The organism is Streptomyces sp. NPDC048185 (assembly GCF_043202495.1).
Lineage (GTDB): Bacteria > Actinomycetota > Actinomycetes > Streptomycetales > Streptomycetaceae > Streptomyces.
Genome location: NZ_JBIDAN010000003.1, coordinates 137960 through 164263, shown reverse-complemented (window position 1 = coordinate 164263; position 26304 = coordinate 137960). Strand labels below are relative to the sequence as shown.

Here is a 26304-nt window from a genome sequence, read left to right as displayed (position 1 = left end):
CGCTCAGAGCGCGCGGGCCGCCACGGGCCGGGGTACCGCTACTCGCCGGGGTGGGCGAGCTCGATGTCGTGGTCGTCGACGCCCTGGCCGGCGACCGTGAGGGCCGTCGCCACCGGCGGGTAGCCGGTCGCGATGACGGTGTACTCACCGGCGTCCAGGTCGGTGAAGGCGTACGCCCCGTCCGAGCCGGTGGTGGCCGTGCCGACCACGTTGCCGGCCGCGTCGACCAGGGTCACGCGGGCGTCGGCCAGCGGACCGTGCGGCGCCCGCACGACACCCTGGACCTCGGCGCCGGCCTGCAGGTCGACCTCGACGCGGGTGACGCCGGTGCCGCCCACCTCGACGGGCAGGGCGCGCGGCCGGTACCCGGCGGCGTTGACCGCGACGGTCACCGTGCCCGGCACCAGCTCGGCGAAGGCGAACTCGCCCGCCTCACCGGTGGCCGCGGTGGCCAGCAGGTCACCGCGCACGTCGGTCACGATCACCATCGCGTCCTTGACCGGCTGCCCGCTCTCCACGGCCCGGACCAGGCCGGTGAGCCCGCTGGTACCGCTGAGCAGGATGTCGTAGGCGACCGGTTCGTCGTTGACGACGATCGTGGACGCCTGCGGCTGGAAGCCGTCGGCGGAGGCGATCAGGACGTACGATCCCGCGCTCGGCGCGTCGACCCCGTAGGAGCCGTCGGCCTGGGCGACCGACCGTCCCAGCTGGCGGCCGGCCAGCGAGATCAGCGTGACGGCCGCCTGCGGGACCGGCGCGGACTCGGCGCCGCGGACGAAGCCGCGGACCGGGATGCCGCCCGAGACGGGGGCCTGCGGTTCACCGGAGCCGGCCGTCGTGGCGACGGCGGCGAGCCGCTGCGTGGCGGCCGGCTGAACGGCGGTGTCGGCGGCCGACGTGGTGGCGACCGCACCGGCCGGAACCGGCTCCTCGGCGACGAGGACGGCCTCCGCGGGGGTGCCCGCCACCGGCGGGGCGGCCTCGGCCGAGGACTCCGACGCCTGGGCGAGGGCGCCCTTGGTGCGCAGCGGAACCTCCTTGATGAACAGCGTCACCAGGAAGGCGAGCAGGGCGATCGGGGCGACGATCAGGAAGATGTCGGCGATGCCGTGCCCGTAGGCGCTCTCCAGCCACTCACGGATGCCGGGGGGCAGCAGGTCCATGTCGGGGATCGAGCTGCCACCGGCGGCCTTGGCCGCCGCCGCCTGCTCCTGCGGGCTGAGCCGGCCGATGGTGTCCGAGGCGTAGTGGCTGATCCGGGTCGACATCACCGAGCCGAGCACCGAGACGCCCACCGCGCCACCGAGGGACCGGAAGAAGGTGACCGTGGAGGACGCCGCACCCAGGTCGCTCGGGGCCACCTGGTTCTGCGTGCAGAGCACCAGGTTCTGCATCATCATGCCGACGCCGAGGCCCATCAGCGCCATGAAGATCGCGATGTGCCAGTAGGGGGTGTCGTAGCGCATGGTGCCGAGCAGGCCGAGGCCCGCCGTCAGCAGCACACCGCCGGCCAGCAGCCAGCCCTTCCACTTGCCGGTCTTGGTGATGATCTGACCGGAGACCGTGGACGAGACGAACAGGCCGCCGATCATCGGGATGGTCATGACGCCCGACATGGTCGGGGACTTGTCCCGGGCCAGCTGGAAGTACTGGCTGAAGTAGACGGTGCCCGCGAACATCGCGATACCGACGAACAGCGAGGCCAGCGAGGCCAGGGTGATGGTGCGGTTCTTGAACAGGCGCAGCGGGATGATCGGCTCGCTGGCCTTGGACTCGACGAGCAGGAAGAGCAGCGTCAGCACGATCGCGCCGCCGACCATGACACCGGTCTGCCAGGACATCCAGTCGTACTTGTCGTCCGCGAAGGTGACCCAGACGAGCAGCAGGCAGACGGCAGCGGTGACGAAGAAGGCGCCGGCCCAGTCGACCTTGACCTTCCGCTTCAGCACCGGCAGGTGCAGGGTCTTCTGCAGCACGATCAGCGCGAGGATCGCGAAGGGCACGCCGACGTAGAGGCACCAGCGCCAGCCGAGCCAGCTGGTGTCGGTGATCACGCCGCCGAGCAGCGGGCCGCCGACGGTGGCGACGGCGAAGGTCGCGCCGAGGTAGCCGGAGTAGCGCCCGCGCTCACGCGGGGAGATCATCGCGGCCATGATGATCTGGGCCAGGGCGGACAGACCGCCGGCGCCCAGGCCCTGGATGGCCCGCGCGGTGATCAGCATCGCGGGGTTCTGCGCCAGGCCGGCCACGACGGAACCGACGACGTAGACGATCAGGGCTATCTGGACCAGGGCCTTCTTGCTGAAGAGGTCCGCGAGCTTGCCCCACAGCGGGGTGGACGCGGTCATCGTCAGCAGCGAGGCGGTGACGACCCAGGTGTAGGCGCTCTGGCCGCCACCGAGGTCCCCGATGATCTCGGGCAGGGCGTTGGTGACGATGGTCGAGGACAGGATCGCGCAGAACATGCCGAGCAGCAGCCCGGACAATGCCTCCATGATCTGCCGGTGCGTCATCGGAGCGTCTCCGGTGGAGCCTCCCCCGTGCTTGGCATGAGCCCGCACACCGGCTGGTGTGGTCGTTGCCATGGACTTCCTTTACTTACGTGGTGACTGCGGGTGTACGGGTGGTCTGTTCGACCGCGGGTGGTACGGCGGGCCGGCCCACGGGGGACCGGCAGTCGTCGAAGCTCGCCCTGAGCCTGGTCATGAGCCGGGTGAGCTGGCCGACCTCCTCGTCGGTCCAGTCGCTCAGGCGGTGGGCCAGCAGCTGGGTCGTCCGTTCGGACAGGTCGTCCAGCTGGGCCTGGCCCTCGGGCGTCAGGCGCAGGATGCGCGAGCGCTTGTCCGCCGGGTCCGGGGAGCGTTCGATCCAGCCCCGCTCGGCGATGTGGGCGACATGGCGGCTGGTCACCGACATGTCCACGGCGAGCAGCTCGGCGAGCTTGCTCATGCGCATGTCGCCATGGCGGCCCAGCAGCGTCAGTACGGCGGCCGATCCGCCCGGGCAGTGGGCCGGCAGGATCCGGCCCAGCTCTCGTTTCACGGCGCCGAAGGCGCTGAACTGGCGGATCAGCTCCTCGTACTGCGCCTTCTCGGCCATGCGCACCTCCCGCATTCGTTGCTTAGGGCAACCATAGGAGCGGTTGGTTGCTACAGGCAAATAAAAACGGGGTGAGGCTCATAAAAAGTTGGCAAAGACAAGTATTGCGATAGTAAACACCCAGGTGAGCGGCGGTGACCTGGGACAACGGGTCTCCGGAGCCCCGCACTTGGGCCGCACCCGCGGATTCGCTAGTGTCTCGGCCCATGGCTAACAACCAGGGCCCCCAGGGCAATTACGACCCCGCAGGCAGCACCCAGATGTTCCGCGCGTTCGTCGACGAGGGCGCCCCCCAGGCCCGGCAGGCGGACCCCGTGGCCTCCTCGGGCCCGCGCATCGGCCTGATCGTCGGCATCGTGGCCGCCGTGGTGGTCGTCGCCGCCGTGGCCTGGCTGGCGCTGAAGTAGCACGGAGCACGGACCCACACACGACGAGACCGCGGCGGCACCCAGGGGGTGCCGCCGCGGTCGCCGTGCTGTCGCGGGGTGCCGCCGGGCGGCGGCCGGGCGGGCTCAGTCCGAGATGAGGCCCTCGCGCAGCTGCGCCAGGGTGCGGGTGAGCAGCCGGGAGACGTGCATCTGCGAGATGCCGACCTCCTCGCCGATCTGCGACTGGGTCATGTTGGCGAAGAAGCGCAGCATGATGATCCGCCGCTCCCGCGGCGGCAGCTTGGCCAGCAGCGGCTTGAGGGACTCGCGGTACTCCACGCCCTCCAGCGCCGTGTCCTCGTAACCGAGCCGGTCCGCCAGTGAGCCCTCGCCGCCGTCGTCCTCCGGGGCGGGGGAGTCCAGCGAGGATGCCGTGTAGGCGTTGCCGACCGCGAGGCCGTCGACGACGTCCTCCTCGGACACCCCCAGCACGGCGGCCAGCTCGCCGACCGTCGGGGAGCGGTCCAGCTTCTGGGAGAGCTCGTCGCTGGCCTTGGTCAGCGCCAGGCGCAGCTCCTGGAGCCGGCGCGGGACGCGCACCGACCAGGAGGTGTCCCGGAAGAACCGCTTGATCTCGCCGACGACCGTCGGCATCGCGAAGGTCGGGAACTCCACGCCCCGCTCGCAGTCGAAGCGGTCGATCGCCTTGATCAGGCCGATGGTGCCGACCTGGACGATGTCCTCCATCGGCTCGTTGCGGGAGCGGAAGCGCGCGGCGGCGTAGCGCACCAGCGGGAGGTTGAGCTCGATCAGGGTGTCCCGGACGTACGCGCGCTCGGGGCTGTCCTCGTCGAGTGCGGCGAGCCGCAGGAACAGGGAGCGGGACAGGGTGCGGGTGTCGATGTTCGTCGAGGCCGCCAGGGCGGGGGCTTCGGCTGCCGGGAGGGCCTGAGCCGGCACGGCGTCGAGGGTCGGGACGTCATCGATGGAGCCGAGCGCCTGGAGCGCGTCGGGCGCGGTCTCGCTCTCCGCGAGCGCGAGCACCTTCGAGCTGCCCTGGTCTACGGACATGCCACCCCCTTTGGGTCGCGGGACGGTCGCGGCGGACGCTCCCACGGTGGGAACGCAGCCTTCACCTGAATACCGGAGCCGAAGCCCCGGCAAACGCGTCTCCGGCAGAATGTCACATGTCGGCAACGCGCTGTAGTGACATGTCGACATGCGAGACGCGAAAACCCCCTGGAAAAGGGCGGTCTGACGGTCTGTCGGGGGAAATCCGCCCGCAACGGCCCTGGTGAGCGATTCGCCCGTGCCGGTGACCGATCGGTCGTGCTTTCGGATGTCCGCGGGGTTGCGGCGTCAGGTCACGCGTCGATCCGGTTGGCGGACCGCAGCCGCTGGAAACTGCGCGCCAGCAGCCGCGAGACGTGCATCTGGGAGACGCCGAGTTCCGCGCTGATCTGCGACTGGGTGAGGTTGCTGTAGTAGCGCAGCAGCAGGATGCGCTGCTCCCGCTCCGGGAGCTGGACCAGCAGGTGACGGACGAGGTCGCGGTGCTCGACGCCGTCCAGTGCGGGGTCCTCGTAGCCGAGCCGGTCGAGCAGTCCGGGCAGGCCGTCGCCCTCCTGCGCGGCCTCCAGCGAGGTGGCGTGGTACGACCGCCCCGCCTCGATGCAGGAGAGCACCTCGTCCTCGCCGATCCGCAGCCGCTCGGCGATCTCGGCGGTGCTCGGGGAGCGCCCGAAGGCGGTCGTCAGGTCCTCGGTCGCGCTGTTGACCTGCACCCACAGCTCGTGCAGCCGGCGCGGCACGTGCACGGTGCGCACGTTGTCGCGGAAGTAGCGCTTGATCTCGCCGACCACCGTGGGCATGGCGAAGGTCGGGAACTGCACGCCGCGGTCCGGGTCGAAGCGGTCGATGGCGTTGATGAGGCCGATGGTGCCGACCTGGACCACGTCCTCCATCGGCTCGTTGCGCGAGCGGAAGCGCCCGGCGGCGTAGCGGACCAGCGGCAGGTTGGCCTCGATGAGCGCCGCGCGTACGCGGTCGTGCTCCGGCGTGCCCGGCTCGAGTTCCTTGAGCTCTCCGAAGAGGACCTGGGTGAGGGCCCGGGTGTCGGCGCCCCGGCTGCGCTGCGGCGCTGAGGGCCGCGCGGGCGTCTCCTGGGCCTGTGCGGGGGGTGCGGGCGGAGCCTGAGGCGCAGTACTGGCCGGCACGGTCAACTCCACCTCGTGATCCGTCAACGCATCCGTCAACTCTCCGTCAAAAGCGGTCATAGCATCACAAGACATCCGCACGGTGTGCAAGCACCGCATAAGCCGTGTTGAGGGCATTCGGGGCATGTGATGCGGGGCCGTCCCCGCAACGCGCCAGCCCCCCGACGTTTCCGGCGGGGGGCTGGCGGTGAGCAGTGCCTCAGAACTCGTAGTCGGCGATCACCCAGGTGGCGAACTCCCGCCACAGCGCGACGCCCGCCTGGTGTGCCGGGTGGTCGATGTACCGGCGCAGGGCGTCGGTGTCGTCCACGGCGGAGTTGATGGCGAAGTCGTAGGCGATGGGGCGGTCGCTGATGTTCCAGGCGCACTCCCAGAAGCGCAGCTCCTCGATCCGGTCGCCGAGGGCCCGGAAGGCCTCGACGCCCTTCACGACGCGCGGGTCGTCCCGCTCGACGCCCTCGTTCAGCTTGAACAGCACCAGGTGGCGGATCATCACTTTCCTCCGTTGGCGGCCCAGGTCATGAAGTCCCCGACGGCGCCCGCGGCGTCGGATATGCCCTGGAACCCGATCTGGACATAGTCGGCGGCCTTGGCCGGGTCCGTGATGATCACGTACAGCACGAAGACCACGAGCACGTAGACGGCGATCTTCTTCGCGTTCACCGCCACCGCGGCCTCCCCCTGGGACTTCCTCGGACTCTGCGCTACCGGCGGTGAGTGTAACTGTCCGCTCCCGTGTGCGATCAATGCCTCGATCCGGTGACCGGCCTCGGCGCCGCCCCGGAAGGGGCGAGCCGCCGTCCCGGAAAAAGACGAAGGGCCCGGTCCTGAGGACCGGGCCCTTCTGCTGCGGTAGCGGAGGGATTTGAACCCTCGGTGACTTGCGCCACACTCGCTTTCGAGGCGAGCTCCTTCGGCCGCTCGGACACGCTACCGAGAGAGACCTTACAGCACAGTGCGGCATGGTTCGAAATCGGTATCCGGCGGCCCCACCGGCGAGTGTCAGCGGTCCCGGAAGAAGTCGGTGAGCAGCAGGGCGCAGTCCTCGGCGAGCACGCCCTCGATCACCTCGGGCCGGTGGTTGAGCCGCCGGTCGCGGACGACGTCCCACAGGGAGCCGGCCGCGCCCGCCTTGTCGTCGCGGGCGCCGTAGACGACGCGGTCCACCCGCGACTGCACCACCGCGCCCGCGCACATCGTGCACGGCTCCAGGGTGACGACGAGCGTGCAGCCGGTCAGCCGCCACCGGTCGCCGAGCCGTGCGGCGGCCCGCCGGATCGCCAGCACCTCGGCGTGGGCCGTCGGGTCGCCGGTGGCCTCGCGTTCGTTGTGCCCGGCCGCCAGCACGGTGCTGCCGTCCGGGGCCAGTACGACGGCGCCGACGGGGACGTCCCCGCGCCGGGCGGCCCGCCCGGCCTCGGTCAGGGCCAGCCGCATCGCGGGCCGCCAGCGGTCGCGCACCGGGTCCGGCCCGGCCGGGTCGTGGTCCGGGCCCGGCGGCACCCGCCCCGGGCCCTCGTCGATCGGTGCGGTCAGCGGACCGTCTCCAGTACCTCGGAGGCGCCCAGTGCCTCGGCGATCTCACCGACGGCGTCCCCGGACATCGACCGCAACTCCTTCTCGCTCACGCCGAAGTCGTCGAGGACCCCGGCGTCACCGACCGGGCCGTGCGGCACGGACGACTCGCCGGCGTCCGCGTCGTCGTCGGCCTCGTCGTCGGGCTCACCGTCCTCCGTGCCGTCGAGGTCGAGGGCGTCGAGGTCGGCGACGTCGTCACCGGGGTCCCGGCCGAGCAGCTCGTCGGTGAGCAGGATCTCGCCGTAGCTGCTGCGGGCGGCCGCGGCGGCGTCCGAGACGTAGATGCGGGGATCCTCCTCGCCGTCCACGCGGACGACTCCGAACCACGCGTCCTCCTGCTCGATCAGCACGAGCACCGTGTCCTCGTCGGGAGAGGCTTCCCGGGCCAGGTCGGTCAGATCCGACAGGGTCTCCACATCGTCGAGCTCCGTGTCGCTCGCTTCCCACCCGTCTTCGGTGCGCGCGAGCAGTGCGGTGAAGTACACCGTGACTCTCCCACTGGTCGTAGGCGTGCCGGTTGGGGGTCCCCCCGGCGGAGGTTGTGGGCGGGGCAAGTGGTCCTCCGGGCCCCACCCACTCGAAATCGTGGCAGAAACAAGGCCCTGGGGGGACGTCTTCGCCGCCCTGTGTCCCGCTGTTTCGATCGCGGATCCGTGCGTGTGCGTCCCCGCCGGACCCGGTGGCGCAGTCCTTGCCGCCACTCGCGGATCGTACGCGGGTTTTCCCCGGGGCCGTGCACACCCGTTCCCGTGCCGTCGGCGCGGCGCGCGATCTTCCCCCGACGGGCTCCGGGACGCCCCGCGCTACCAGCGGAACGTGCGCATGCGCATCGCGTGGCGCAGCCGAGCGGCCTTGGCGCGGCGCGGCTGGACGCGGTCCCGCAGCTCCCGGGCCTCCGCGAGGTCGCGCAGGAACTGGGCCCGGCGCCGGCGGCGCTCGGACTCCGCCTCCGCTCCCGTCCTGTGCTGCGTTCCCGTCCTCCGACGCGTCCCCGGCTCCTCGCTCGGGGACGACGTGTCATGAATGTCCCGGTCAGGCACAGTCTCACCACCCAGCGTCCGTCCCTCCCGCCTTCCCCCGGACGGACGGTTTGACTCCGGTGGGCGGGTGAGGCGCCCGTCGTGCGCCTGCCCGCCCGCGGGGACGCCGGTGCGACAGGGCCCGGTTACTGTGGTGGACATGCGTCTCCACGTCGTCGACCACCCCCTGGTCGCCCACAAGCTCACCACGCTGCGCGACCAGCGCACGGACTCCGCGACCTTCCGCCGTCTCGCCGACGAGCTGGTCACCCTTCTCGCCTACGAGGCCACGCGCGACGTGCGCACCGAACAGGTCGACATCCAAACGCCGGTCACGCAGACCACCGGCGTCAAGCTCTCCCACCCGCGCCCGCTGGTGGTGCCCATCCTGCGCGCCGGTCTCGGCATGCTCGACGGCATGGTCCGGCTGCTGCCGACCGCCGAGGTGGGCTTCCTCGGCATGGTGCGCAACGAGGAGACGCTGCAGGCATCCACCTACGCCACCCGCATGCCGGACGACCTCTCGGGGCGCCAGGTGTACGTCCTCGACCCGATGCTGGCCACCGGCGGCACGCTGGTCGCCGCCATCCAGGAGCTGATCAAGCGCGGCGCCGACGACGTCACGGCCGTGGTGCTGCTGGCGGCCCCCGAGGGCGTCGAGGTGATGGAGCGCGAGCTGGCCGGCACCCCGGTGACGGTCGTGACGGCCTCGGTCGACGAGCGCCTCAACGACCAGGGCTACATCGTGCCGGGCCTCGGCGACGCGGGCGACCGGATGTACGGAGCGGCCGAGTAGCCGCTCGCGGCGCATCCGTACGGCTGCTCAGCAGCCCTTCTTCTCCGCTGCGGACGTCGGCTGCGGCGCGGTCATCCGGGCCAGCGCCGCGTCGGCGTCCGCGCGCTGTGCCAGCCCCTTGAAGCCGTTGCCGATGATCAGGTCCACCGTGGCGCCCTTGCGGGCCGCGTCGGTGCGGCGCTCGGCGGCCGGGAGCTGGGTGCCGAGCACGGGCAGCGAGCCCTTCAGGGCCGCGGCGGGCCCGAGCAGCACGCCGGAGCCGGTGACCTTCTTGTCGTACTCCGCGGGCGCGTTGGTCACGTCGCCGATGCGGAATCCGCGCTTCTTCAGCTCGTCGGCGGTCTGCTGCGCGAGGCCCTTGCGGGTGGTGGCGTTCAGGACGTTGACGGTGACCTGCGCCGGCTTCGGTACGGCCACCGCGGCGGGCGAGGCGCTCGCGCGGGCCGGAGCGGTCCGGCAGACCGCCGCCTGGGCCGCCGACGCCTCGTCGCCCGTGAAGACGTCGATGAGCTGCAGCGTGCCCCAGCCGAGGACGCCGAGGACGGTGACGCAGGCGACGCCGGCGAACGCGAGCCTGCCGTGTCGCCGGGCCGGGCGCATCCGTGGGTACTTGTCCCCCGTGATCTTGTACTGGCCGCCCATGCCAGGGGGAGTCAGCATGCTCATGGGCGCAGCGTAGTGCGCCGGGGCGGCGATGCCTATTAGATGATCAGCAGGTGTTCCGAGGTTCGGTGCAATGCAACCCGAAAGGGTCAACGCGCGGCGCCGTGGAGGCCGGTCCGGACCTCGCCGCGGTGCGGGTCAGTCGAGTTCGAGGACGCGCGCGTGCAGCACCTGACGCTGTTGCAGCGCCGCGCGGACCGCGCGGTGGAGGCCGTCCTCCAGATACAGGTCGCCCTGCCACTTCACGACGTGCGCGAAGAGGTCGCCGTAGAACGTGGAGTCCTCGGCGAGGAGGGTTTCCAGGTCGAGTTGGCCCTTGGTCGTCACGAGTTGATCGAGGCGGACCGGGCGCGGCGCGACGTCCGCCCACTGCCGGGTGCTCTCCCGGCCGTGGTCGGGGTACGGCCGGCCGTTGCCGATGCGCTTGAAGATCACACGGAAAGCCTACCGGCCCGGGCGTCGCGGGCGCAGCCATGGCGGCGCAGCGCGGCGCCGGAAAAGACGCCGTAAACGAGGGCAAACGGGAAGGGGGCCCCGGTGGGACGGCCGTGCGGACGTCCCACCGGGGCGCGGTGTGAGCCGGTTTCCCGGTCAGTCACGCCTCTTTTCCCGTGCGGCCGGCCGCCGTTCGGGCGGGGCCTGAGGCCCGGCCTCGGGACCGGCGTCCGGTCCGGCGGGGGTGCGGCGGGCGGCTTCGGCGCGCAGGAGGGCGCGCAGGACGGCGTAGGGGTCGTTGAGCATGGCTGTGCTCCTGATGGCGCGTTCCGTGGGTGGGCTGGGGGACCGGTACGGCCGGTCCGGTCAGCAGCGCAGGACCACGGAGCGCGTGCCGCTCGGTGCGTGCGGCGGAGCGGGTGGTGCGGGGTGCCCGTCGGGGCGGGCGTGCCCGGCGGTGGCGGGCAGGGGCGTCCACCCGGGCGGTGCCGGGCGCCGGGCGATCCGGGCCGGTGCCCTCGGGGCGGTGTCGAGGTGGTCGTACTCGGTGGCCGTGCCGCCCGGGCCACCGGTTCCGCCGCTCTCGGCCGCGACCACCGGGGGCGGTGCCGCCGCGGCCTGCGCGTGGGCGCACGGCACGAGCAGGGCGAGCAGCAGGACCAGGGCCCGCACCCAGGTGCCGCGGCGTCCGGCGCGTCCGGCGCGGTCCGTGGCGGTGGGGTGCGGTGCGGGCCTCACGCGGGTGGGATTCCCGCCCGGCGCACGCCGTCCAGCACGCCCCGGGCGGGAACCGCCCGCTCGGCCTACGTGCCGGGGGCGGCGGCGGGCGCCGCTCACACGGTGCGCGGGACCCGGCGGGCCCGGCTCCGGATGCTCAGGGACGTGACGATCTCGACCACGCCCACGACGACGAGCCACCAGCCGCCGAGCACCGTGAGGACGGCGACCGACTCGACGGGCGAGTCGATCAGGACGATGCCGGCGAGCACCGTGACGATCCCGAGGAAGATGTGCCAGCCGCGCGCGGGCATCGCCGGTTCGTGGGCGGCGGCCACGGTCTGGGTGACGCCGCGGAACAGCCAGCCGATGCCGATCCACAGCGCGAGCAGCAGGACCGACTGGAGCAGGCCGCGGAAGCAGAACAGGCCCAGCAGGATCGACACGGCGCCGCTGATGAACGCGAGGACCCGCAGCGAGGTCCTGCTGTGGGTGCCGAAGGCGGACGCGAGCTGCAGGACGCCGCTGATGACGAGGTAGAGGCCGAACAGCACACCGGCGACGCGCAGGGAGGCGCTGGGCCAGACCAGGACCAGCACGCCGAGGACCAGCGAGGCGATGCCGGTGACCAGGACCGCCTGCCAGGCGGTGCGGGACAGGACGTGCAGGGGCCCTTCGAAGGGCGGTTCGGGCTCGTGCCTGTGCGTCCCGCCGTGCCGTGCGTGAATCCCGCGGTCGTCGTACGGCGGGCCCCCGGGGGCGCTGTTCGGTGGCTCGGTCATGGTCCATGCTGGAAACGGCCGCGGCGTTCCCGCCACCCGGAGCGGTCCACCGGACTGACCCGCCGACCGACGCAGCCCCCGGCCCCCCGAACCCGAGCCACGCGCCTCGACACCCACCCCGGCGGCCCAGGGCCGAGCCTTGTGCCCGGCGCCAGCCTCGCGATCGCAGGGCCGAGCCTTGTGCCCGGCGCCAGCCTCGCGAGCCCAGGGCCGAGCCTTGTGCCCGGCGCCAGCCTCGCGAGCCCAGGGCCGAGCCTTGTGCCCGGCGCCAGCCTCGCGAGCCCAGGGCTGGGCCGCGACGCCCCGGCTCCCGCCGACCGGGGCCGAGCCGAGCGCCTTGGCACCAGCCTCGTGAACCCAGGACCGAGTCGAGCGGATCGCACCGGCCCCGCGGGCCGAGGGCCGGGCCCCAGGCCGGCGAGCCCAGGACCGAGCAGCGCGCCCCGGGCCGGCGGGCGGCCCCGGGCCGGGTCGTGCAACCCCGCTACGTGCCGGAGGCCTTCGCCGCCTTTGCCGCCGCCTTCATCTCCTGCTTGTGCGCGCGGACCTTGGTCAGCGACTCGGGGCCGGTGATGTCGGCGACCGAGCGGAAGGACTTGGGCTCGCCGTAGTCGCCCGCCGCCTCCCGCCACCCCTCGGGGCGGACGCCGAGCTGCTTGCCCAGCAGGGCCAGGAAGATCTGCGCCTTCTGCCTGCCGAAGCCCGGCAGCTCCTGGAGCCGCTTCAGCAGTTCCCGGCCGGTGCCGACGCCCCGCCACACGGCCTCGGCGTCACCGTCGTAGGTCTCGACGAGGTACCGGCACAGCTGCTGGATGCGGCCCGCCATGGAGCCGGGGTAGCGGTGCACGGCGGGCTTCTCGGACAGCAGGGCCGCGAAGCCCTCGGGGTCGTACGCGGCGATGTCGTGGGCGTCCAGGTCCTCGGCGTTCATGCGCCGGGCGATGGTCGACGGGCCCTTGAACGCCCACTCCATGGGGACCTGCTGGTCCAGCAGCATGCCGACCAGCGCGGCGAGCGGACTGCGGCCGAGGAGTTCGTCGGCCTCGGGGTCCTGGGCGAGGTGAAGAGTGACGTCCATGTCCCGATGATCGCGCGTGCGGGCTCAGGTCGCGCGCCAGTACCCCAGCGCGTTCACCCGCTGCTTGGGCACGCCCAGGTCCTTGCGCACGTGGGCGGCCAGGGACCGGGTCGTCGCCGTGTCGCAGGCGATCCACACGTACGGCTCGGTGGTGTCGCGGAGCAGTCCGGGCAGCGCTTCCCTCACCTCGGCGACCAGCCGGGCGCCCCCGTCGCGGCGCGGGACCGTGCGGATCTCGTGCCGGGCCGGGTCGGTGCGCAGGGGCAGGCCCTCGGTCTCGCCCTCGAACCAGATGGTCGCCGGGACCGTGCCCAGTGCGCCGAGGAGCGAGTTCAGGGCGGGGAGGGACGCCGGGTCGGCGACGGCGAAGAGGCGCGAGGGCGCCGGGTCGGGGTGCTGGAAGCCGGTGCCCTGGACCGTCGCCTCGATGGTGTCACCGGGCTTCGCGGCCCGCGCCCAGTCGCTGGCGCACCCCTCGTGCAGGGCGAACTCCATGCCGAAGGTGCCGGTCGCCGGGTCCGGGTCGACCAGCGTGTACGCGCGCTGGTGCGGCTTGCCCGCGTTGTCGAACCAGAGCCGCACCCACATCGTGGGGTGAACGCCGGCCGCCGCCAGGAGGCCGCCGTCGGACAGGCGCAGCCGGCGGTAGTCCGGCGTGACGTCCTCGGCGTCCGTCACGGTGAACTCGAAGTCCTTCGCACGCATCAGCCTGAGGACCGCGCCCTCCCAGCCCCGCCCCTGCCCCATCGGTCGTTCACCTTTCACGTACGATTCCGCCACGACGTAAGACTTAGGTGAGCCTAACCTAAAGGAAAGTAGGGGCACAGGGGTGAGCGCCGAGATATACCGCGACGCCTGGGGGATTCCGCACCTGCGCGCGGACAGCGTGCACGGACTCGCCCGTGCCCAGGGCCGCGTGACCGCCCGCGACCGGGCCTGGCAGCTGGAGGTCGAACGGCACCGCGCCCAGGGGACCTCGGCGTCCTTCCTCGGTCCGGAGGCCCTGTCCTGGGACCGGTTCGCCCGCCGGGCGCTGCTCACCGACACCGCCCGCCGCTGCTTCGCGGCCCTGGAGGAACGGGACCCGGAGACGGCCGCGTGGGTGCGGGCGTACGTCGACGGCGTGAACGAGTCGCTCGAGCGGGACGAGCCCGCCCCCGAGTTCGCGCGCGTGGGCCTCGCGCCCGGCCGCTGGGAGCCCTGGACCCCGCTCGCCGTGTGGCTCGCCACGCACATCCTCTTCGCGGGCTTCCCCGCCAAGCTCTGGCGCGAGCACATCGCCGGGCACCTCGGCCCGGACGCCGTCGCCCTGTTCGCCACCGACGGGCCCGGCACCGCGGGCAGCAACGGCTGGCTGGTGAGCGGCGAGCGGACCGTGACCGGGCACGCGGTCATCGCCGGCGATCCGCACCGGTACATCGAGGACCCCGGTGTCTACCAGCAGATCCACCTGTCCTGCCCGGAGTTCGACGTGGTCGGCCTCGCCGTGCCCGGCGTCCCCGGCATCGCCCACTTCGGCCACACCGGCACGGTCGCCTGGGCCATCACCAACGCCATGGCCGACTACCAGGACCTGTACCGCGAACGGCTGCGCCGCACCGGCGCCGGGATCGAGGCCCTCGGCCCGGACGGCGCCTGGCACCGGGCGGCCCGCCACACCGAGCTGATCCGGGTCGCGGGGGAGGAGACCGTCGAGGTCGAGGTCGTCGAGACCGCCCGGGGCCCGGTGATCGCCGGCGGACCCGAGGGCCTGGACGACGGCACCCCGGTCGCCCTGAGCCTGCGCCACCCGCCCCGCGTCACCGCCGATCTGGGGTTCTCCGCCCTGCTGCCGCTGCTGCGGGCCCGCCGGGTCGCGGACGTGGACCGGGCCCTGGACGCGTGGGCGGAACCGGTCAACGTCGTGCAGGCCGCCGACACCGAGGGCGGGCTGCTGCACCGGGTCGCGGGCCGCGTGCCGGTACGGGCCGCCGCCAACGGCCTGGCCCCGGTGCCCGCCTGGGAGCCCGGCCACGAGTGGCGGGGCTGGCACGAGACGCCCCGCGCCGGACTCACCGACGGCGTCGCCGTGATGGCCAACCAGCGCGGCCCGGCCGGCCCGCTCGGCGTCGAGTTCGCCCCGCCGCACCGCGCCGAACGCATCGCCGGACTCCTCGCGGCCAGCGACCGCTGGTCGGCGGCCGGCATGCCCGCGATCCACACCGACACCCACCTCGCCTCCGCCGCACCGCTCCTCGGCCACCTGGCGGCCCTCGACGCCCTCACGCCCGAGGCCGGCGCCCTGCGCGACCGCCTCCTCGCCTGGGACCGCCGCATGGACGCCGGCAGCACCGACGCCGCGGCCTACGCGGCCGTGCGCGGCGCGGTCGTACGGCACCTCGCGGCACACCCGGTCCTCGCCGCGGCCGCCGTGCCGCCCGCGTACCCGGAGGTGCTCCTGCCGTGGCTGGCGCTCGTGCCGCGCGTCGCCTACGCCCTCGAACACCTGCTGCGGGCCGAGGACCTGTACGGCATCGACCGCGCCGGGGCCGTCCGCGCCGCCCTGGAGGAGGTGGCCGCGCGGGAGCCCACGGGCACCTGGGGCGACACCCACCGCCTCGCCCCCTGGCGGGCGCTGCCGGACGCCTCCCGGGAGGAACCCGGCCTGTCCGGCGACCACGACTGCGTGCTGTGCACCTCCGCCGTCCCCGGCCTCACCGACCGCGCCGCACGCGGCCCCGCCGCCCGGTACGTCTGGGACCTGGCCGACCGCCAGGACAGTCGCTGGGTGGTCCCTCACGGCGCCTCGGGCGTCCCCGGCTCCCCCCACCACGACGACCAGCAGCCCCTGTGGCTCGCCGGAGAACTCGCCCCCGTGATCACCGACTTCGACCGGCTCGTGAAGGAGACCGATGTCTGACCCGTACCTCTCCCGCACCCCCGTCCACGAGCAGACGCTCGACGGTTTCGGCACCGTCCGGATCCTGCCCCTCGACCCCACCGCGGACGCCGGGGTGATCCACCGCTGGGTGAGCGAGGAGCGTGCCGTCTTCTGGGGCATGAACGGCCTCACGCGGGATCAGGTCACCGGCGTCTACGCCCACATGGCCGGCCTCGACACCCACCACGCCTTCCTGGTGGTCAAGGACGGTGAGCCCGTCGCGCTGTTCCAGACCTACGAACCCGAGGCCGACCGGGTGAGCGAGTGCTACGACGTCGAACCCGGCGACGTCGGCGTCCACCTGCTGCTCGCCCCCGCCGCGTCGGAGGACGGCGCGCGGCCCGGCTGGACCGCTGCGCTGTCGGGCGCCCTCGTCGCCTACGTCCTGCTGGGACTGGACCGCAGGCGGATCGTGGTCGACCCGGACGTGCGCAACGACAAGGCCGTCGCCCGCTTCCTCAAGCAGGGCTTCACCACCGGACCACGGGTCGTGCTGCCGGAGGTCGACCTGCCCGACGTGTACCTGCCCGAGAAGGAGGCGCAACTCGCCTTCCTGCGCCGGGAGGTAGCCTTCCCGGGGTGACCCCGGTGACCCCTGAGGACCTCGTCGCGCACTACGGGCTGGAGCCGATCCCGCGTGAGGGCGGCCTGTTCCGGCGCACCTGGGCCGGTCCGCCCCGCCCCGACGGACGCCCCGCCGGGACCGCCGTCGTGGTCCTGCTGACCGCCCGCCCGGGCGACTTCTCCGCCCTGCACCGCCTGCCCACCGACGAGGTCTGGCACTTCTACCTCGGCGATCCGCTGGAGCTGCTGCTCCTCGCCCCGGACGGCGGCACGCGTACGGCCGTGCTGGGCCCGGACGTCCTCGGCGGCCAGCACGTGCAGTTCACCGTCCCCGCCCGCACCTGGATGGGCGGCCGGGTCGCGGCGGGCGGCGCGTGGACGCTGTTCGGCTGCACGATGGCCCCCGGATTCACCTACGCGGACTACGAGCACGGCGACGCGGCCGCCCTCACGGCGCGCTACCCGGCCGAGGCCGCGCGGATCGGGGAACTGTCCAGGCCATGACCCTCCTCGCCCGCCCGTTCGGTGGCCCTGGAGACGGCTCGTGGGGCGGCGCCCACCGGACGATCGGGGCGCCCGGGGGACGTGGATGCGCCGCGTGCGTGTTCCCGGCCGCGCGGCCGGCGTCCTTCACGGCCACGCCCTGGTCGTGGACGGCGGGTGACGGCCCGCCCGACGTGGTGAGGACCTGTCCGGCGCCACGGTGAGCGCGACGGCGTCCGCGTCCGTACACACCCCCGAAGCGGCGGGCCCCGGCGACGGAGATGTGACGTGAGGCGTGGCGGTACGGGTAGCGGTACACCTCCGGATCCCCGGAATCCGCGGGGACGACGGCGGGCGCGGGGGCTGGTGCTGCTCGCGGCCGTGCTGGTCCTGCTCGTCCTCGGCGGCGCGGGACCGGCCTCCGCCCACGCCGCCCTGCGCTCCACCGACCCCGGCGACGGCACCGTCCTCCAGCGGGCCCCCCGCGCCGTCACCCTGACCTTCACCGAGTCCGTGGGCCTGCGCGACGACTCCTTCCGCGTCCTCGACCCCGGTGGGCACCGCCTGCGCACCGAGGACGCCGGGCACGCGGACGGCCGCTCCGACACGGTCCGCGTCGCCCTGCCGGACACGCTCGGCGGAGGCACCTACACGGTGGCCTGGCGGGTCGTGTCGGCCGACGGCCACCCCGTCTCCGGCGCGTTCACCTTCTCCGTCGGCAAGCCCTCGACGACGACCGGCGCGGTCGCCGCCGGCCCCACCGAGGACCCGCTCACCGCCGTCCTCCACAGGACCGCCCGCTACCTCGCCTACCTGGCCGCCGCCCTGATGATCGGCACGGCCGCCTTCACCGCCCTGTGCCGCCCACCGGACCCCGCCCCGCTGCGCCGACCTCTGGTGGCGGGCTGGTGGACGCTGCTGACGGCCACCGTGGCGCTGCTGCTGCTGCGCGCCCCCTACGAGGCGGGGACCGGCCCCGCGGCGGCCCTGGACGCCTCCGCCCTCGGCGACACCCTGGCCAGCCGTCCCGGCGCGCTGCTGCTGGCCCGGCTGGCGCTGCTCGTGCCGACGGCGCTCTTCCTCGCCCGAGCGTCCCGTCGCCGTGAGCGCGGCCCCCTCACCACGGCGACGGGCACGGCCCTGGCCGTCGGACTGGCCCTGACCTGGGCCGCCGCCGAGCACGCCGTCACGGGTCCCCAGGTGCCCCTGGCGGTGGCGTCGTCGGTGCTCCACCTGCTGGCCACGGCCGTCTGGCTCGGCGGCCTCGTCGCCCTGCTCACCACGCTGCGCGGAACGCCGGACTCCGCCGCGGTCGCCCGCTTCTCCCGCGTCGCCCTCGCCTGCGTGATCGTCCTGGCCGTCACCGGCACCTACCAGTCCTGGCGCGGCCTCGGCTCCTGGCCGGCACTCACCGGGACGACGTACGGACGGCTGCTGCTCGCCAAGCTGGCCGGGGTGTGCGTGCTGCTCGCGGCGGCGGCGGTGTCGCGCCGGTGGACGGGCGCCCTGGCGGCGGGGCGGGCTCCCGCAACGGAGGGGAAACGGAGGCGTGCGCCGGAGGCCCTCGTACCCGTGGGAGCCTCACCGCCGCCCGCCTCACCCCTGCCGCCCCCGACACCGACACCGACACCGGCCGACGTGCCGCCGGCCGAGGAGGAGGACGCCGACGGGGCGACCGCCCGCGCCGACACGGTGACCGTTCGCTCCGACAGGGGGGCCGTTCCCTCCGACAGGGTGACCGCCCGCGTCGGCGAGGCCACCGCCGACGCCGACGAGGTCACCACCCACCGCCGGGGCCTGCGCCGCTCCGTCCTGGCGGAAGCCGTGGTCGCGGCCGTCGTTCTCGTCCTGACGACCCTCCTCACCAGCACCTCGCCGGGCCGGGCGGCGACCGAGGCCGCACGCTCCGCACCGGCGGGCGGGGTGCTGCCCGCGTCCGTGACCACGATCCCCTTCGATGCCGGGAGCTCGGGCAGGGGCACCGTCCAGATCACCCTGGACCCCGGCCGTACCGGCGACAACGCGGTGCAGGCCGTCGTCTTCGGCCCCGACGGCAGCCTGGCCGCCGTTCCCGAACTGCGCCTCTCCTTCACCCTCCCGGACCGCGGCGTCGGCCCGATCGACGCGGCGCTCGTCGACCGGGGCGGCTACTGGAGCGCCAACTCCCTGACCCTGCCCCTGCCGGGCACCTGGACGATGCGGACGGCGGTCCGCGTGTCGGAGATCGACCAGGTGAGCGAGGTGCGGCGGATACGGATCGAGCGGTGACGGTCAGGCGAAGAGCAGAACCATGGCGATGAGGACGACGATCAGCCCGACACCGAATCCCACCACGCAGCCGGGGTTGTTCAGCTGCTCCGTGAGCCGGGCCGTGAGCCCGGTCCGCTCCGGTGCGGGCGCGGAGGCCGCCCGGGAGGCCGGCGCCGACGCCGTCGCGGCCGCCTGAGCGGGCACGGCGGCCGGCCCGCCGTTCCGTCTCAGCGCGTCGCCCACGATCTGCTGCCACAGCACGGGCGGCAGTTCGGGGGCCCGGCCGTCCGCGGGCGCGACGATCGCCTTGTGCAGCCAGTTGCCCGCCTGAGGGCTGGGGTCCCGGAGCATGCGGTGCAACAGTTCCCGCAGGTCGGACAGATAACGCTCGTCGTGGGCCAGCGGGGCGACGGCCCACGTGAAGAGGTCGGCCGCGCGGTCCGCCATCGCCGTTCTCGACACCGGGCCCCCGGACTGCACGTACGGCGTCCAGTACAGGTTCTTGCGGAGCACCAGTTCGCACAGCGCGTGCCGGGTCGCGTCCTGCCGGGTCCGCATGCGGTGCGGGCTGCCCAGCTCGTCGAGCAGGAGGTCCACGGACTCCGGCGGCAGGTCGTCGGCGCCCAGCTCGTCCAGCAGGAACTCGTCGGACGACGCGCGCAGTTGTGTATGAAGGACCTCGCGGCGGACGGGATCCTTGGATGGCGCGTCGCGCAGCTCCCCGCGCAGGGCGTCGTCGTGCGGAGCGTGATGCGGGTCCGGGCCCGGGTACGGGCTGCGCGCCGGAGTCGGCGCGAGGCGCGGGTCCGTGTACGGGGGGCCGGCGTACGGGGCGGGGGCGACCGGTTCCGCATGGCGCTCGAGGCCGGCCTCAGGAGCAGGAGCAGGAGCCGGGGCCGGCGTCACGAGCGGCGTCGAAGCCTGAGCCTGAGCCTGAGTCTGAACCGGAACGGGAGCCGGTGCCGGTGCGGCCGGGGCCGGGTCCGGAAGGTCCGGGTGGCTCGGGGGCGGTGGGGCCTGGCGGCGCGGGCCGGTCCGGTCGGGCCCGAGGATCTCCCGGAGCCGTTCGCTCCGCCGCGCCCAGTCCCACGTCGCCCCGTCGGCGAACGCGTCGACCAACTGCGGCACTCCCGCCGGCGCGTCCCGATGCGCCAGGACGTGCTCCACCAGCCGCTCCGCTGCCCGGTGCTCGAAACCCGGTTCGGGCACCGGGCGGCCGGTCACCCGGGCCAGCGGTCCGGGACCACCGGGGTCCGGCTCCCAGCGCGGGACGGACATCAGCCGCAGGGGGTGGGAGTCCACCGCGTCGTAGGTCGCGAACGTCCATTCCCTCCCCAGCCAGGGCCCGAAGATCAGGAACAGCCCCAGGTAGACCAGCGCGGCCTCGTCCCGCTCCGGGTGGCCGGCGCCACCGGGCCGCCGTTCCCCGGACTCGGTTAGCAGCGACACCCGCCGGGCGGGATCGCGGAGCCACTCCGCGGTGACCACGGTCAGCGTGTCCCGGACCGCCGGCAGACGCTCCAGCATCTCCGGCAGCCGCTTGCGCGCCACCCGGTCGAGGTCCGCGCACTCGACGTCCTGCAACCGGCCGGACGCCGTCTGCGCGGAGTCCTGGGTGCCCCAGCCGACGTACGCGAGAGCGAGGCACTGCCGGGTCTTCAGGGTGCCCGGCCGGCCGACCAGCACGTGGCTGACCGTGCTGGGCCGGCCGCCCCGGTCGGTGGTGGGCCAGCGGCGGACCAGCATCACGTCCCCGTCGAGGGACAGGGCGCGCACGGTGCTCGGCCGCGAGGCGGCGGCACCGGAGACCCACAGCAACGGGCCCAGCTCCCGCCCCACTTCCTCGGCGCGCTCGGCCGGGCACGAACGGGCGACCGCGTTCATGCCGGTGCCCTGGCGCCCGTGGTTGCCGTCCCACCGGAAGACGACCTGCCGCACCGAGTCGGCGCCGCCTCCAGGCGCGGCCGCCCCGCGCGGAACGGGCGTCTCCCCCCGGCCCTGGTTTCCGCTGTGCACGTCGCTCACTTGCGCTCTCCTCCTCGGACGTCCTCCACCGGCATCGCCTCGTACGCGGGTGTCTGACCCAGGGCGAACGTGTCGGCGCCGCCCGGCACGTCGATCAGCCCGTGCATCGCCAGCAGCGACAGCAGGGGCTCCAGCACCCGCCTGGGTCCGGCGCCCGCCGGATAGCGGCCCCGGTCCTCCTGGCCGCCGGTGGCGGAGGCGACGTGCAGGGTGCAGCGGCGGATCGCGTCGAAGGGGCGCAGCCACGCCTGGCCGGCGTGCCGGTGCAGCAGCCGGTGCACGTCCCTGCTCTCCTCCCGCATCAGCGCCGGGTCCAGGGAGGTGGCCGGCGGCCGGTCGAGCCACCGGTCGACGGGCGGCTGGAACCTGAGCAGGTCCGCCTTGCCGAGCACCATCGCGGCCGCCACGTCCAGGTAGGGGCCGTTCTTCGGCAGGCGGTCCAGCACGGTGCCGAAGGCGAGGTCTCCGTCCCGGTTCACCTCCACGCCCAGGCGCTCCCTGGCGTGGTCGAGGTGCGGCAGCGGCAGGGCCAGCGCCGGGTCGACCACGAAGACCAGCGCGTCGATGCCGAGCAGGAACCGCAGCGCCGAGTCGGTCCGTACGAGGTCCTCACCGCCGAGGTCGAAGAAGGCGACCGGCCGTACCCGCCCGTGGGTGTCGGTGATCAGCAGGGACTCCACGAACCGGGCGAAGCCGTCCAGACCGACGCCCGCGGTGTGGTCCAGCACCCGGCCGTTGCGCAGGGGCTGCACCCACTCCCGTACGAAGCGGGCGTGCTGCTCCGGGTTGACGGACTGCCACTTGAGGCCGAACGGCTCCAGCCCGCCGTCGGCGATCGCCGCGATCATCTGGGTCAGCAGATGGCTCTTGCCGGTGGAGGACTGGCCGACCATCGCGACGGTCAGCGGACGCCCGTAGGTGAGGTAGGGCACCGGGATGAAGTGCTCGGGGAAGCCCGGGTCGGCCGTGCACTTCTGGACGGCACCGCGCATGACGTCCTGCCGGCGCAGGGAGTTGCCGAGAGTCTTCGGGTCCAGTGGCTGGTACTGCATCCTGCTGTCGGTGACGTACAGCGCCGACAGGTCGAGCCGGATGGTCTCCAGGCAGTACGGGCAGAGCACCCCGCCGTCACCGTTGCCGGCCGCCGCCGATTCGGGCTCCGTAGGGGCGGCCGGTGCCTGGCGCTTGAGCCGCAGGGTCTGCTCGAAGGCGTCCTCCTGAAGGGGGCGCGGGTCGGCACCGGGAACGGCGAGCGCGGCGCGGCGGGCGGCGCCGGGTGCGAGCAGGTCGAGCAGTTCGGCCGGCGTCGGCCGGTCGGCCGCACGCGGGGCGAACGCGTCGCGCAGCGTCTGCGCCAGCATCCGGTGCTCGTCGAGGTCGGCGGGCGCCCGGTCGGCGTGGCCGGGCCTGCCGGTCACGAGCTGGTAGATCACCTGGGCCGCGCTCCACACCGCGTCCCGCGAGTCGGTCAGCCCCTCGCCCCTGCGCTGTTCCGGCGAGCAGTAGGGCGACCGGCCCCAGGGCCGCCTCGGCCGTCCGGCGCGGGCCACCCCCTCCAGTCCCCAGACCTGGGCGCAGGCGCCGTCCCACAGCACGGTGGCGGGCGAGACACCGCACGGCACCAGGCCCTGGCGGTCCAGGACGAACAGGGCCAGCAGCAGGTCCCTGGTCAGACCCCGCTGGTCGGTCGCGGACATCACATGGGTGCGGGCGGTGGCGATGCCGCGCGGTGCCGCGTACAGCAGGAACGGCTCCGCCGCGTCCAGGTCGTAGCCGATGATCCGGGGGAAGAGGCCCGCGTACTCGGTGTCGTCGAGCGTCCGGTGCAGGGACAGGGCCGTGCCCGCCTCCGTGTCCAGCAGCTCGCGCGCGCCCGGGTTGGCGGCGTCGGGCCCGGCCAGGCGCACCTGGACGCACTGCCGTCCGTCGTCGTCGAGCAGGCCGTTGCGGACCAGTTGGGGCAGCAGGGGGTCGCGGCGGGACTCGGGCCCCAGGCGGACGGGGGCGACACGGCGCCGCCCCGAGGGCGTGGTGAACGCGAGCGTGGCCGCCCGCGGCCCGCCCGGCCCCGCCGTGTGCCGGTGGGTGGTGCTGGTCACCGGAGATCGCCGTCCCCTCGCTCGTACGGACCGGCCGGGTCTGCCGGATCTGCCGGGTCTGCCGGGTCGTACGAGTCGTACGGTGCGGCGCGGTCGTACGTGTCCGTCCCGTCGTACGTGTCCGTCCGGTCGTAGGCCTGGTGGCGGCCCTCCGCGCGCTCGTACGGGTCCGTGTCGTCGTGGGAAGCGGCCCGGTCGTACGAGGCGCCCCGGTCGTACGGGTTGCGTGCGCCGCCGTACGGGTCGGGCCGCCCGTACAGGTCCGTGTCCCTGCCCGGGTCCGGGCTCTGCCGGGGACGGACGGTGTCCACCACGCCCATGCGCAGCGGCGTGAGCCGCAGCAGGCCGGCGTAGCGGCCCGAGGACGTCCACCGCACGGCTCCCGGCGGTGTCGCCCCACTGGACTCCCAGGCCTTCTCGACCTCGTCCCGTACCGCCTGCGGGGCGAACCTGATCCACACCGCGGCGGCCGGGTCGCGGCTGAGCAGCGTGCCCTGCTCGGGTGAGGAGAGCTGCACCACCGCCTGCCGGTCCGCCTCGGTGCCGACGAGTTCGGCCAGGCCCCGCGGGTCCGTGCCGAGCAGGCTCGCCGAGGTGGCGCGGACCCGGTGGGCGGCGGCGAACGGAGGCGGCGCCAGCACCCCGTTGTGCCGCAGGTGCCGCCGGGCGGCCGACAGCAGCTCGCGCACCCGTTCCTCCGTGCGGCGCAGGGCGAGCGCGCCGGCCTGGCCGCGCTCCACGGCACCCCAGTACGGGCCCATCGCCACCAGGGCGGCGTCCGTCAGGTCGGCGGCCAGCGTGGCGACCAGCTCCGGGCCGCCCTCGCCGTTCTCCCGCTCCAGCCAGCGCGGCGCGCTCGCGGTGCGGTCCTGCCACACCGCACCCCCCGGCGGCTCCCCGGCGGGCTCGTCCCACGAGGGCTGCCCCTCGGGCCGGGCGTACGCGCTCGCCCAGTCGGTGTCGTCGTCCCCGGCGAAGGCGTCCGTCTCCAGGACCGAGGTGCTGGACAGCCAGTCGTCCTCGGCGAACTCCCCCGCGTCCGACGTGCCGACGGACGCCGGCCGTTCCGCCTCGGGCACCGCCTCGGCCTCCGCGGCGGCGGCCGTGGCCCGCAGCATGCCGGCGACGGAACGGGCCGCGTCCGCGCAGTACAGGCGCTCCTCCACGGCCCAGTGCTCACGGACCGCCTCGGCGAGCAGCGCGTCGAGTGCGTCCAGGGCGCGACGGAGCGCGGCGGTGGCGTGGCCCGGCGCCCACGAACCGGCCGCCGCGCGCCAGAGCCGGCGCACTGTCTCGGCCGCCGCACCGAGGGCCACCAGCAGGCCCGCGGTGCCCACCCAGAGCGGGGGCCCGGCCGCGTACGCCAGTGCCGCCCCGGTGGCGGCGCCGGCGAAGGCCGCGACCCGGGGGGCCACGGCCCAGCGGCCGGTACGCCCGGTCTCCCGCAGCCGGGCCGTGCCGAGCACCGCCATGCCGACGAACAGCAGCGGGACGACGACCGCCAGGGCGAGCAGCGGTCCCTGCCACAGCGCACCGAGCAGGCCCGCCGCGGCCGCCGCCGACGGACCGGCGACCCCGGCTCCGCCCCCGTGCCCCCGCGTCCCGTCCCGGTCACCGGCCGGATCCGCGTCACCGGTCGGGCAGGCGGCGAGTTTCGGCAGCAGTGCCGTACCCGGTACGGGCTCCACCCGGCCTGCGAGACCCGTGAAGCGCTGGGCCACCGATCGGAGGGTGAGGCCCTGGCCCAGCAGCTTCCCGGCGAACTCCCTCAGTCCCTCGCCGATCCGCTCGCCCGTGCCCTCCGCCGACGGTACCCGCAACCCGAGGGCCGCGAGCCGGGAGGCCGCCTCGGCGGTGGACGCCGTCGCGCCACCGCCGCGCAGCGCGGCACCCACCAGCTCCCGGTAGGACTCGAGGTCGTGGCGCGCCTGGTCCAGGTCCGCCTCGAACACCTCCCGGCGGGAGGGCCGCAGCAGCCCGGGCAGCGACCCCAGGCCGGCCAGCGCCTCCTCGGCCCGGTCGATGGAGTCCGCGCACGCGACATACGCGTCGTCCGCCACCCCGCCGGGGTCGCGGTGAGGTTGATCGCGGGCGCCCCGGCCGGTCACCAGGCCTCGCAGGGGCTCCGGCAGATCGGCTCCCGAGGAGACGGTCGCCAGTACGTCCGGCGCCAGTTCGGTGTCCTCGCCCGCGAACCGCGCGAGCGCGTCCCGCCAGGCCCGGTCGCGCACCTCCGGCGGCAGGTCCTGCTCCAGCAGCCGGACGCCGGGCGCGGCGACGGCGTCCGGCAGCGCCTCCAGGCGGTCGAGGACGGTCAGGTAGACGTCCGGGACCGACAGCACGTCCACCAGGACCGCCAGCGCGTCCGGGTCGTCGGGCGCGGGCTGTTCCAGTGCCGTCCGGGCCGAGCGCAGGTCGCCGGCCCACAGGAGGGCGCAGCCCGAGGCCCGCAGCACCGCGGGCCGCACCAGCCGGCGGTCGGGCTGGAAGGCCTCGTCCTCACCCGCGTACGAGCCCGGCGCGCTGCCCACCAGGAGGACCAGGATCCTGACCTCGCCCACCGCCCGGTACCCGGTGAGCAGCTCGTACTGCGGCTGGTGGTCGGTGAGCCCGGCCGGTGTGTCGACGACCAGGAACAGCGGGTCGTCGGGCTCCGGCAGACCGGCCTGCCCCAACTGCCGGGCGACCCTGGCGCGCAGGGCCGGCGGGGTGTCGAGCTCCGCGGCGCCGGTGCGCAGGTCCAGGTGGACGACGGTGTCGAACTCCTCGGGCGTGCTCACTGCGCGTCACCGTCCCAGGGGTTGCGGGGGTCACGGTCGTCGGCGTCGGCGGGCGCGTCCCACGGCGCCCGGGGGCGCTCGGCCTCCTCGTCGGCGGCGAGGCGTTCGTCGCCCCCACGCCGCCCCCCGCCCCAGCCGTCCCCTTCAGCGGGGCCCCCGGCGGACCGGCGTCCGGTGCCGTACTCGTCCGCGGGTGCGCGACGCGGCTGGGTGGCGTAGTCGTCGGCGGGCGTGCGGCGGGTGTCCGGGTCGCGGTCGTCGTCGGCGGGGGCACGCCGGGCCCCGGTGTCGTAGTCGTCCACGGGTGTCCGGCGGGGCTGGGTGTCGTAGTCGTCGGCGGGTGCGCGACGCGGCTGGGTGGCGTAGTCGTCGGCGGGCGTGCGGCGGGTGTCCGGGTCGCGGTCGTCGTCGGCGGGGGCACGCCGGGCCCCG

General features: G+C 74.3%; 25 protein-coding genes, 1 tRNA gene and 1 pseudogene. 6 read left to right on the top strand and 21 right to left on the bottom strand.

The window, feature by feature from the left end; all coding sequences use genetic code 11:
• Positions 1-38 precede the first annotated feature (38 nt).
• The gene (locus ACGF3H_RS11280) at positions 39-2585 is read right to left on the bottom strand and encodes a DHA2 family efflux MFS transporter permease subunit (protein ID WP_362486008.1); all 2547 of its coding nucleotides are present in this window, start codon (positions 2583-2585) and stop codon (positions 39-41) included.
• Positions 2586-2598: 13 nt separating this feature from the next.
• Positions 2599-3099 (bottom strand): MarR family transcriptional regulator, encoded by a 501-nt coding sequence (locus ACGF3H_RS11275; protein ID WP_362486006.1) that lies wholly within the window; start codon positions 3097-3099, stop codon positions 2599-2601.
• Between the two features lie 206 nt (positions 3100-3305).
• Between ACGF3H_RS11275 and ACGF3H_RS11270 the strand changes: the two genes are divergently transcribed.
• Positions 3306-3506: a hypothetical protein gene (locus tag ACGF3H_RS11270; RefSeq protein WP_171991117.1), complete on the top strand. Its 201-nt coding sequence runs from the start codon at positions 3306-3308 to the stop codon at positions 3504-3506.
• A gap of 105 nt (positions 3507-3611) precedes the next feature.
• Here ACGF3H_RS11270 and ACGF3H_RS11265 read toward each other — a convergent pair whose 3' ends face one another.
• The 8 genes from ACGF3H_RS11265 to ACGF3H_RS11230 form a co-directional block, all read right to left on the bottom strand.
• Positions 3612-4538, bottom strand: coding sequence for an RNA polymerase sigma factor SigF (locus ACGF3H_RS11265; RefSeq protein WP_362486005.1), 927 nt, complete (start codon positions 4536-4538; stop codon positions 3612-3614).
• Between the two features lie 293 nt (positions 4539-4831).
• On the bottom strand, positions 4832-5743 hold the full coding sequence (locus ACGF3H_RS11260; protein WP_362486004.1) for an RNA polymerase sigma factor SigF: 912 nt from the start codon (positions 5741-5743) through the stop codon (positions 4832-4834).
• A gap of 139 nt (positions 5744-5882) precedes the next feature.
• On the bottom strand, positions 5883-6176 hold the full coding sequence (locus ACGF3H_RS11255; RefSeq protein ID WP_362486002.1) for a Dabb family protein: 294 nt from the start codon (positions 6174-6176) through the stop codon (positions 5883-5885).
• Positions 6176-6352 carry a hypothetical protein gene (locus tag ACGF3H_RS11250; protein ID WP_077801305.1) on the bottom strand — a complete coding sequence of 59 codons (177 nt, stop codon included), beginning with the start codon at positions 6350-6352 and terminating at the stop codon, positions 6176-6178. Before ACGF3H_RS11250 ends, ACGF3H_RS11255 begins: the two co-directional genes overlap by 1 nt.
• A gap of 181 nt (positions 6353-6533) precedes the next feature.
• Positions 6534-6618: transfer RNA gene (locus tag ACGF3H_RS11245), tRNA-Ser, on the bottom strand.
• 67 nt (positions 6619-6685) lie between these two features.
• The gene (gene tadA, locus ACGF3H_RS11240; protein WP_362486637.1) at positions 6686-7120 is read right to left on the bottom strand and encodes a tRNA adenosine(34) deaminase TadA; all 435 of its coding nucleotides are present in this window, start codon (positions 7118-7120) and stop codon (positions 6686-6688) included.
• Between the two features lie 95 nt (positions 7121-7215).
• Positions 7216-7746, bottom strand: coding sequence for a hypothetical protein (locus ACGF3H_RS11235; protein WP_362486000.1), 531 nt, complete (start codon positions 7744-7746; stop codon positions 7216-7218).
• A gap of 318 nt (positions 7747-8064) precedes the next feature.
• A complete protein-coding gene (locus ACGF3H_RS11230; RefSeq protein WP_362485998.1) occupies positions 8065-8301 on the bottom strand; it encodes a hypothetical protein in 237 nt (78 codons plus the stop codon).
• A gap of 139 nt (positions 8302-8440) precedes the next feature.
• On the opposite strand from ACGF3H_RS11230, the gene upp reads away from it, so the two are divergent.
• On the top strand, positions 8441-9076 hold the full coding sequence (gene upp, locus ACGF3H_RS11225; RefSeq protein WP_362485996.1) for a uracil phosphoribosyltransferase: 636 nt from the start codon (positions 8441-8443) through the stop codon (positions 9074-9076).
• A 27-nt stretch (positions 9077-9103) separates the two neighbouring features.
• On the opposite strand, the gene ACGF3H_RS11220 is transcribed toward upp, so the two are convergent.
• The 7 genes from ACGF3H_RS11220 to ACGF3H_RS11190 all read right to left on the bottom strand — a co-directional run bounded on the left by ACGF3H_RS11220 (position 9104) and on the right by ACGF3H_RS11190 (position 13498).
• Entirely contained in the window at positions 9104-9718 is a 615-nt protein-coding gene (locus ACGF3H_RS11220) for a LytR C-terminal domain-containing protein (RefSeq protein ID WP_362486635.1), read from the bottom strand.
• Between the two features lie 159 nt (positions 9719-9877).
• A complete protein-coding gene (locus ACGF3H_RS11215) occupies positions 9878-10174 on the bottom strand; it encodes a type II toxin-antitoxin system VapB family antitoxin (RefSeq protein ID WP_003999914.1) in 297 nt (98 codons plus the stop codon).
• A 156-nt stretch (positions 10175-10330) separates the two neighbouring features.
• Complete coding sequence (locus ACGF3H_RS11210; RefSeq protein WP_362485995.1) at positions 10331-10480, bottom strand: hypothetical protein; 150 nt, start codon at positions 10478-10480, stop codon at positions 10331-10333.
• Between the two features lie 60 nt (positions 10481-10540).
• Entirely contained in the window at positions 10541-10912 is a 372-nt protein-coding gene (locus ACGF3H_RS11205; protein WP_362485993.1) for a hypothetical protein, read from the bottom strand.
• Positions 10913-11007: 95 nt separating this feature from the next.
• On the bottom strand, positions 11008-11673 hold the full coding sequence (locus ACGF3H_RS11200; protein ID WP_362485991.1) for an HdeD family acid-resistance protein: 666 nt from the start codon (positions 11671-11673) through the stop codon (positions 11008-11010).
• 484 nt (positions 11674-12157) lie between these two features.
• Entirely contained in the window at positions 12158-12751 is a 594-nt protein-coding gene (locus tag ACGF3H_RS11195) for an HhH-GPD-type base excision DNA repair protein (protein ID WP_362485989.1), read from the bottom strand.
• A gap of 24 nt (positions 12752-12775) precedes the next feature.
• Entirely contained in the window at positions 12776-13498 is a 723-nt protein-coding gene (locus ACGF3H_RS11190; RefSeq protein WP_362485987.1) for a siderophore-interacting protein, read from the bottom strand.
• A gap of 82 nt (positions 13499-13580) precedes the next feature.
• Here ACGF3H_RS11190 and ACGF3H_RS11185 point away from each other — a divergent pair, with 82 nt between their 5' ends.
• The 4 genes from ACGF3H_RS11185 (at position 13581) to ACGF3H_RS11170 (ending at position 18986) form a co-directional block, all read left to right on the top strand.
• Positions 13581-15650: a penicillin acylase family protein gene (locus ACGF3H_RS11185; RefSeq protein ID WP_362485985.1), complete on the top strand. Its 2070-nt coding sequence runs from the start codon at positions 13581-13583 to the stop codon at positions 15648-15650.
• Entirely contained in the window at positions 15643-16254 is a 612-nt protein-coding gene (locus ACGF3H_RS11180) for a GNAT family N-acetyltransferase (protein WP_362485983.1), read from the top strand. The genes ACGF3H_RS11185 and ACGF3H_RS11180 overlap by 8 nt, the downstream gene beginning before the upstream one ends.
• Positions 16255-16259: 5 nt before the next feature.
• The gene (locus ACGF3H_RS11175; RefSeq protein ID WP_362485980.1) at positions 16260-16739 is read left to right on the top strand and encodes a cupin domain-containing protein; all 480 of its coding nucleotides are present in this window, start codon (positions 16260-16262) and stop codon (positions 16737-16739) included.
• Between the two features lie 345 nt (positions 16740-17084).
• Complete coding sequence (locus ACGF3H_RS11170; RefSeq protein WP_362485979.1) at positions 17085-18986, top strand: copper resistance protein CopC; 1902 nt, start codon at positions 17085-17087, stop codon at positions 18984-18986.
• Between the two features lie 3 nt (positions 18987-18989).
• Here the strand turns inward: ACGF3H_RS11170 and ACGF3H_RS11165 are convergent, their stop codons facing one another.
• The 4 genes and pseudogenes from ACGF3H_RS11165 to ACGF3H_RS11150 all read right to left on the bottom strand — a co-directional run.
• Positions 18990-20993, bottom strand: coding sequence for a hypothetical protein (locus ACGF3H_RS11165; protein WP_362485978.1), 2004 nt, complete (start codon positions 20991-20993; stop codon positions 18990-18992).
• Positions 20990-23092 (bottom strand): hypothetical protein, encoded by a 2103-nt coding sequence (locus ACGF3H_RS11160; protein WP_362485976.1) that lies wholly within the window; start codon positions 23090-23092, stop codon positions 20990-20992. Before ACGF3H_RS11160 ends, ACGF3H_RS11165 begins: the two co-directional genes overlap by 4 nt.
• Complete coding sequence (locus ACGF3H_RS11155; RefSeq protein WP_362485974.1) at positions 23089-25872, bottom strand: hypothetical protein; 2784 nt, start codon at positions 25870-25872, stop codon at positions 23089-23091. The genes ACGF3H_RS11160 and ACGF3H_RS11155 overlap by 4 nt, the downstream gene beginning before the upstream one ends.
• Positions 25869-26304: pseudogene (locus tag ACGF3H_RS11150) on the bottom strand (hypothetical protein); the annotation flags it as partial. The gene ACGF3H_RS11155 and the pseudogene ACGF3H_RS11150, both read right to left, overlap by 4 nt.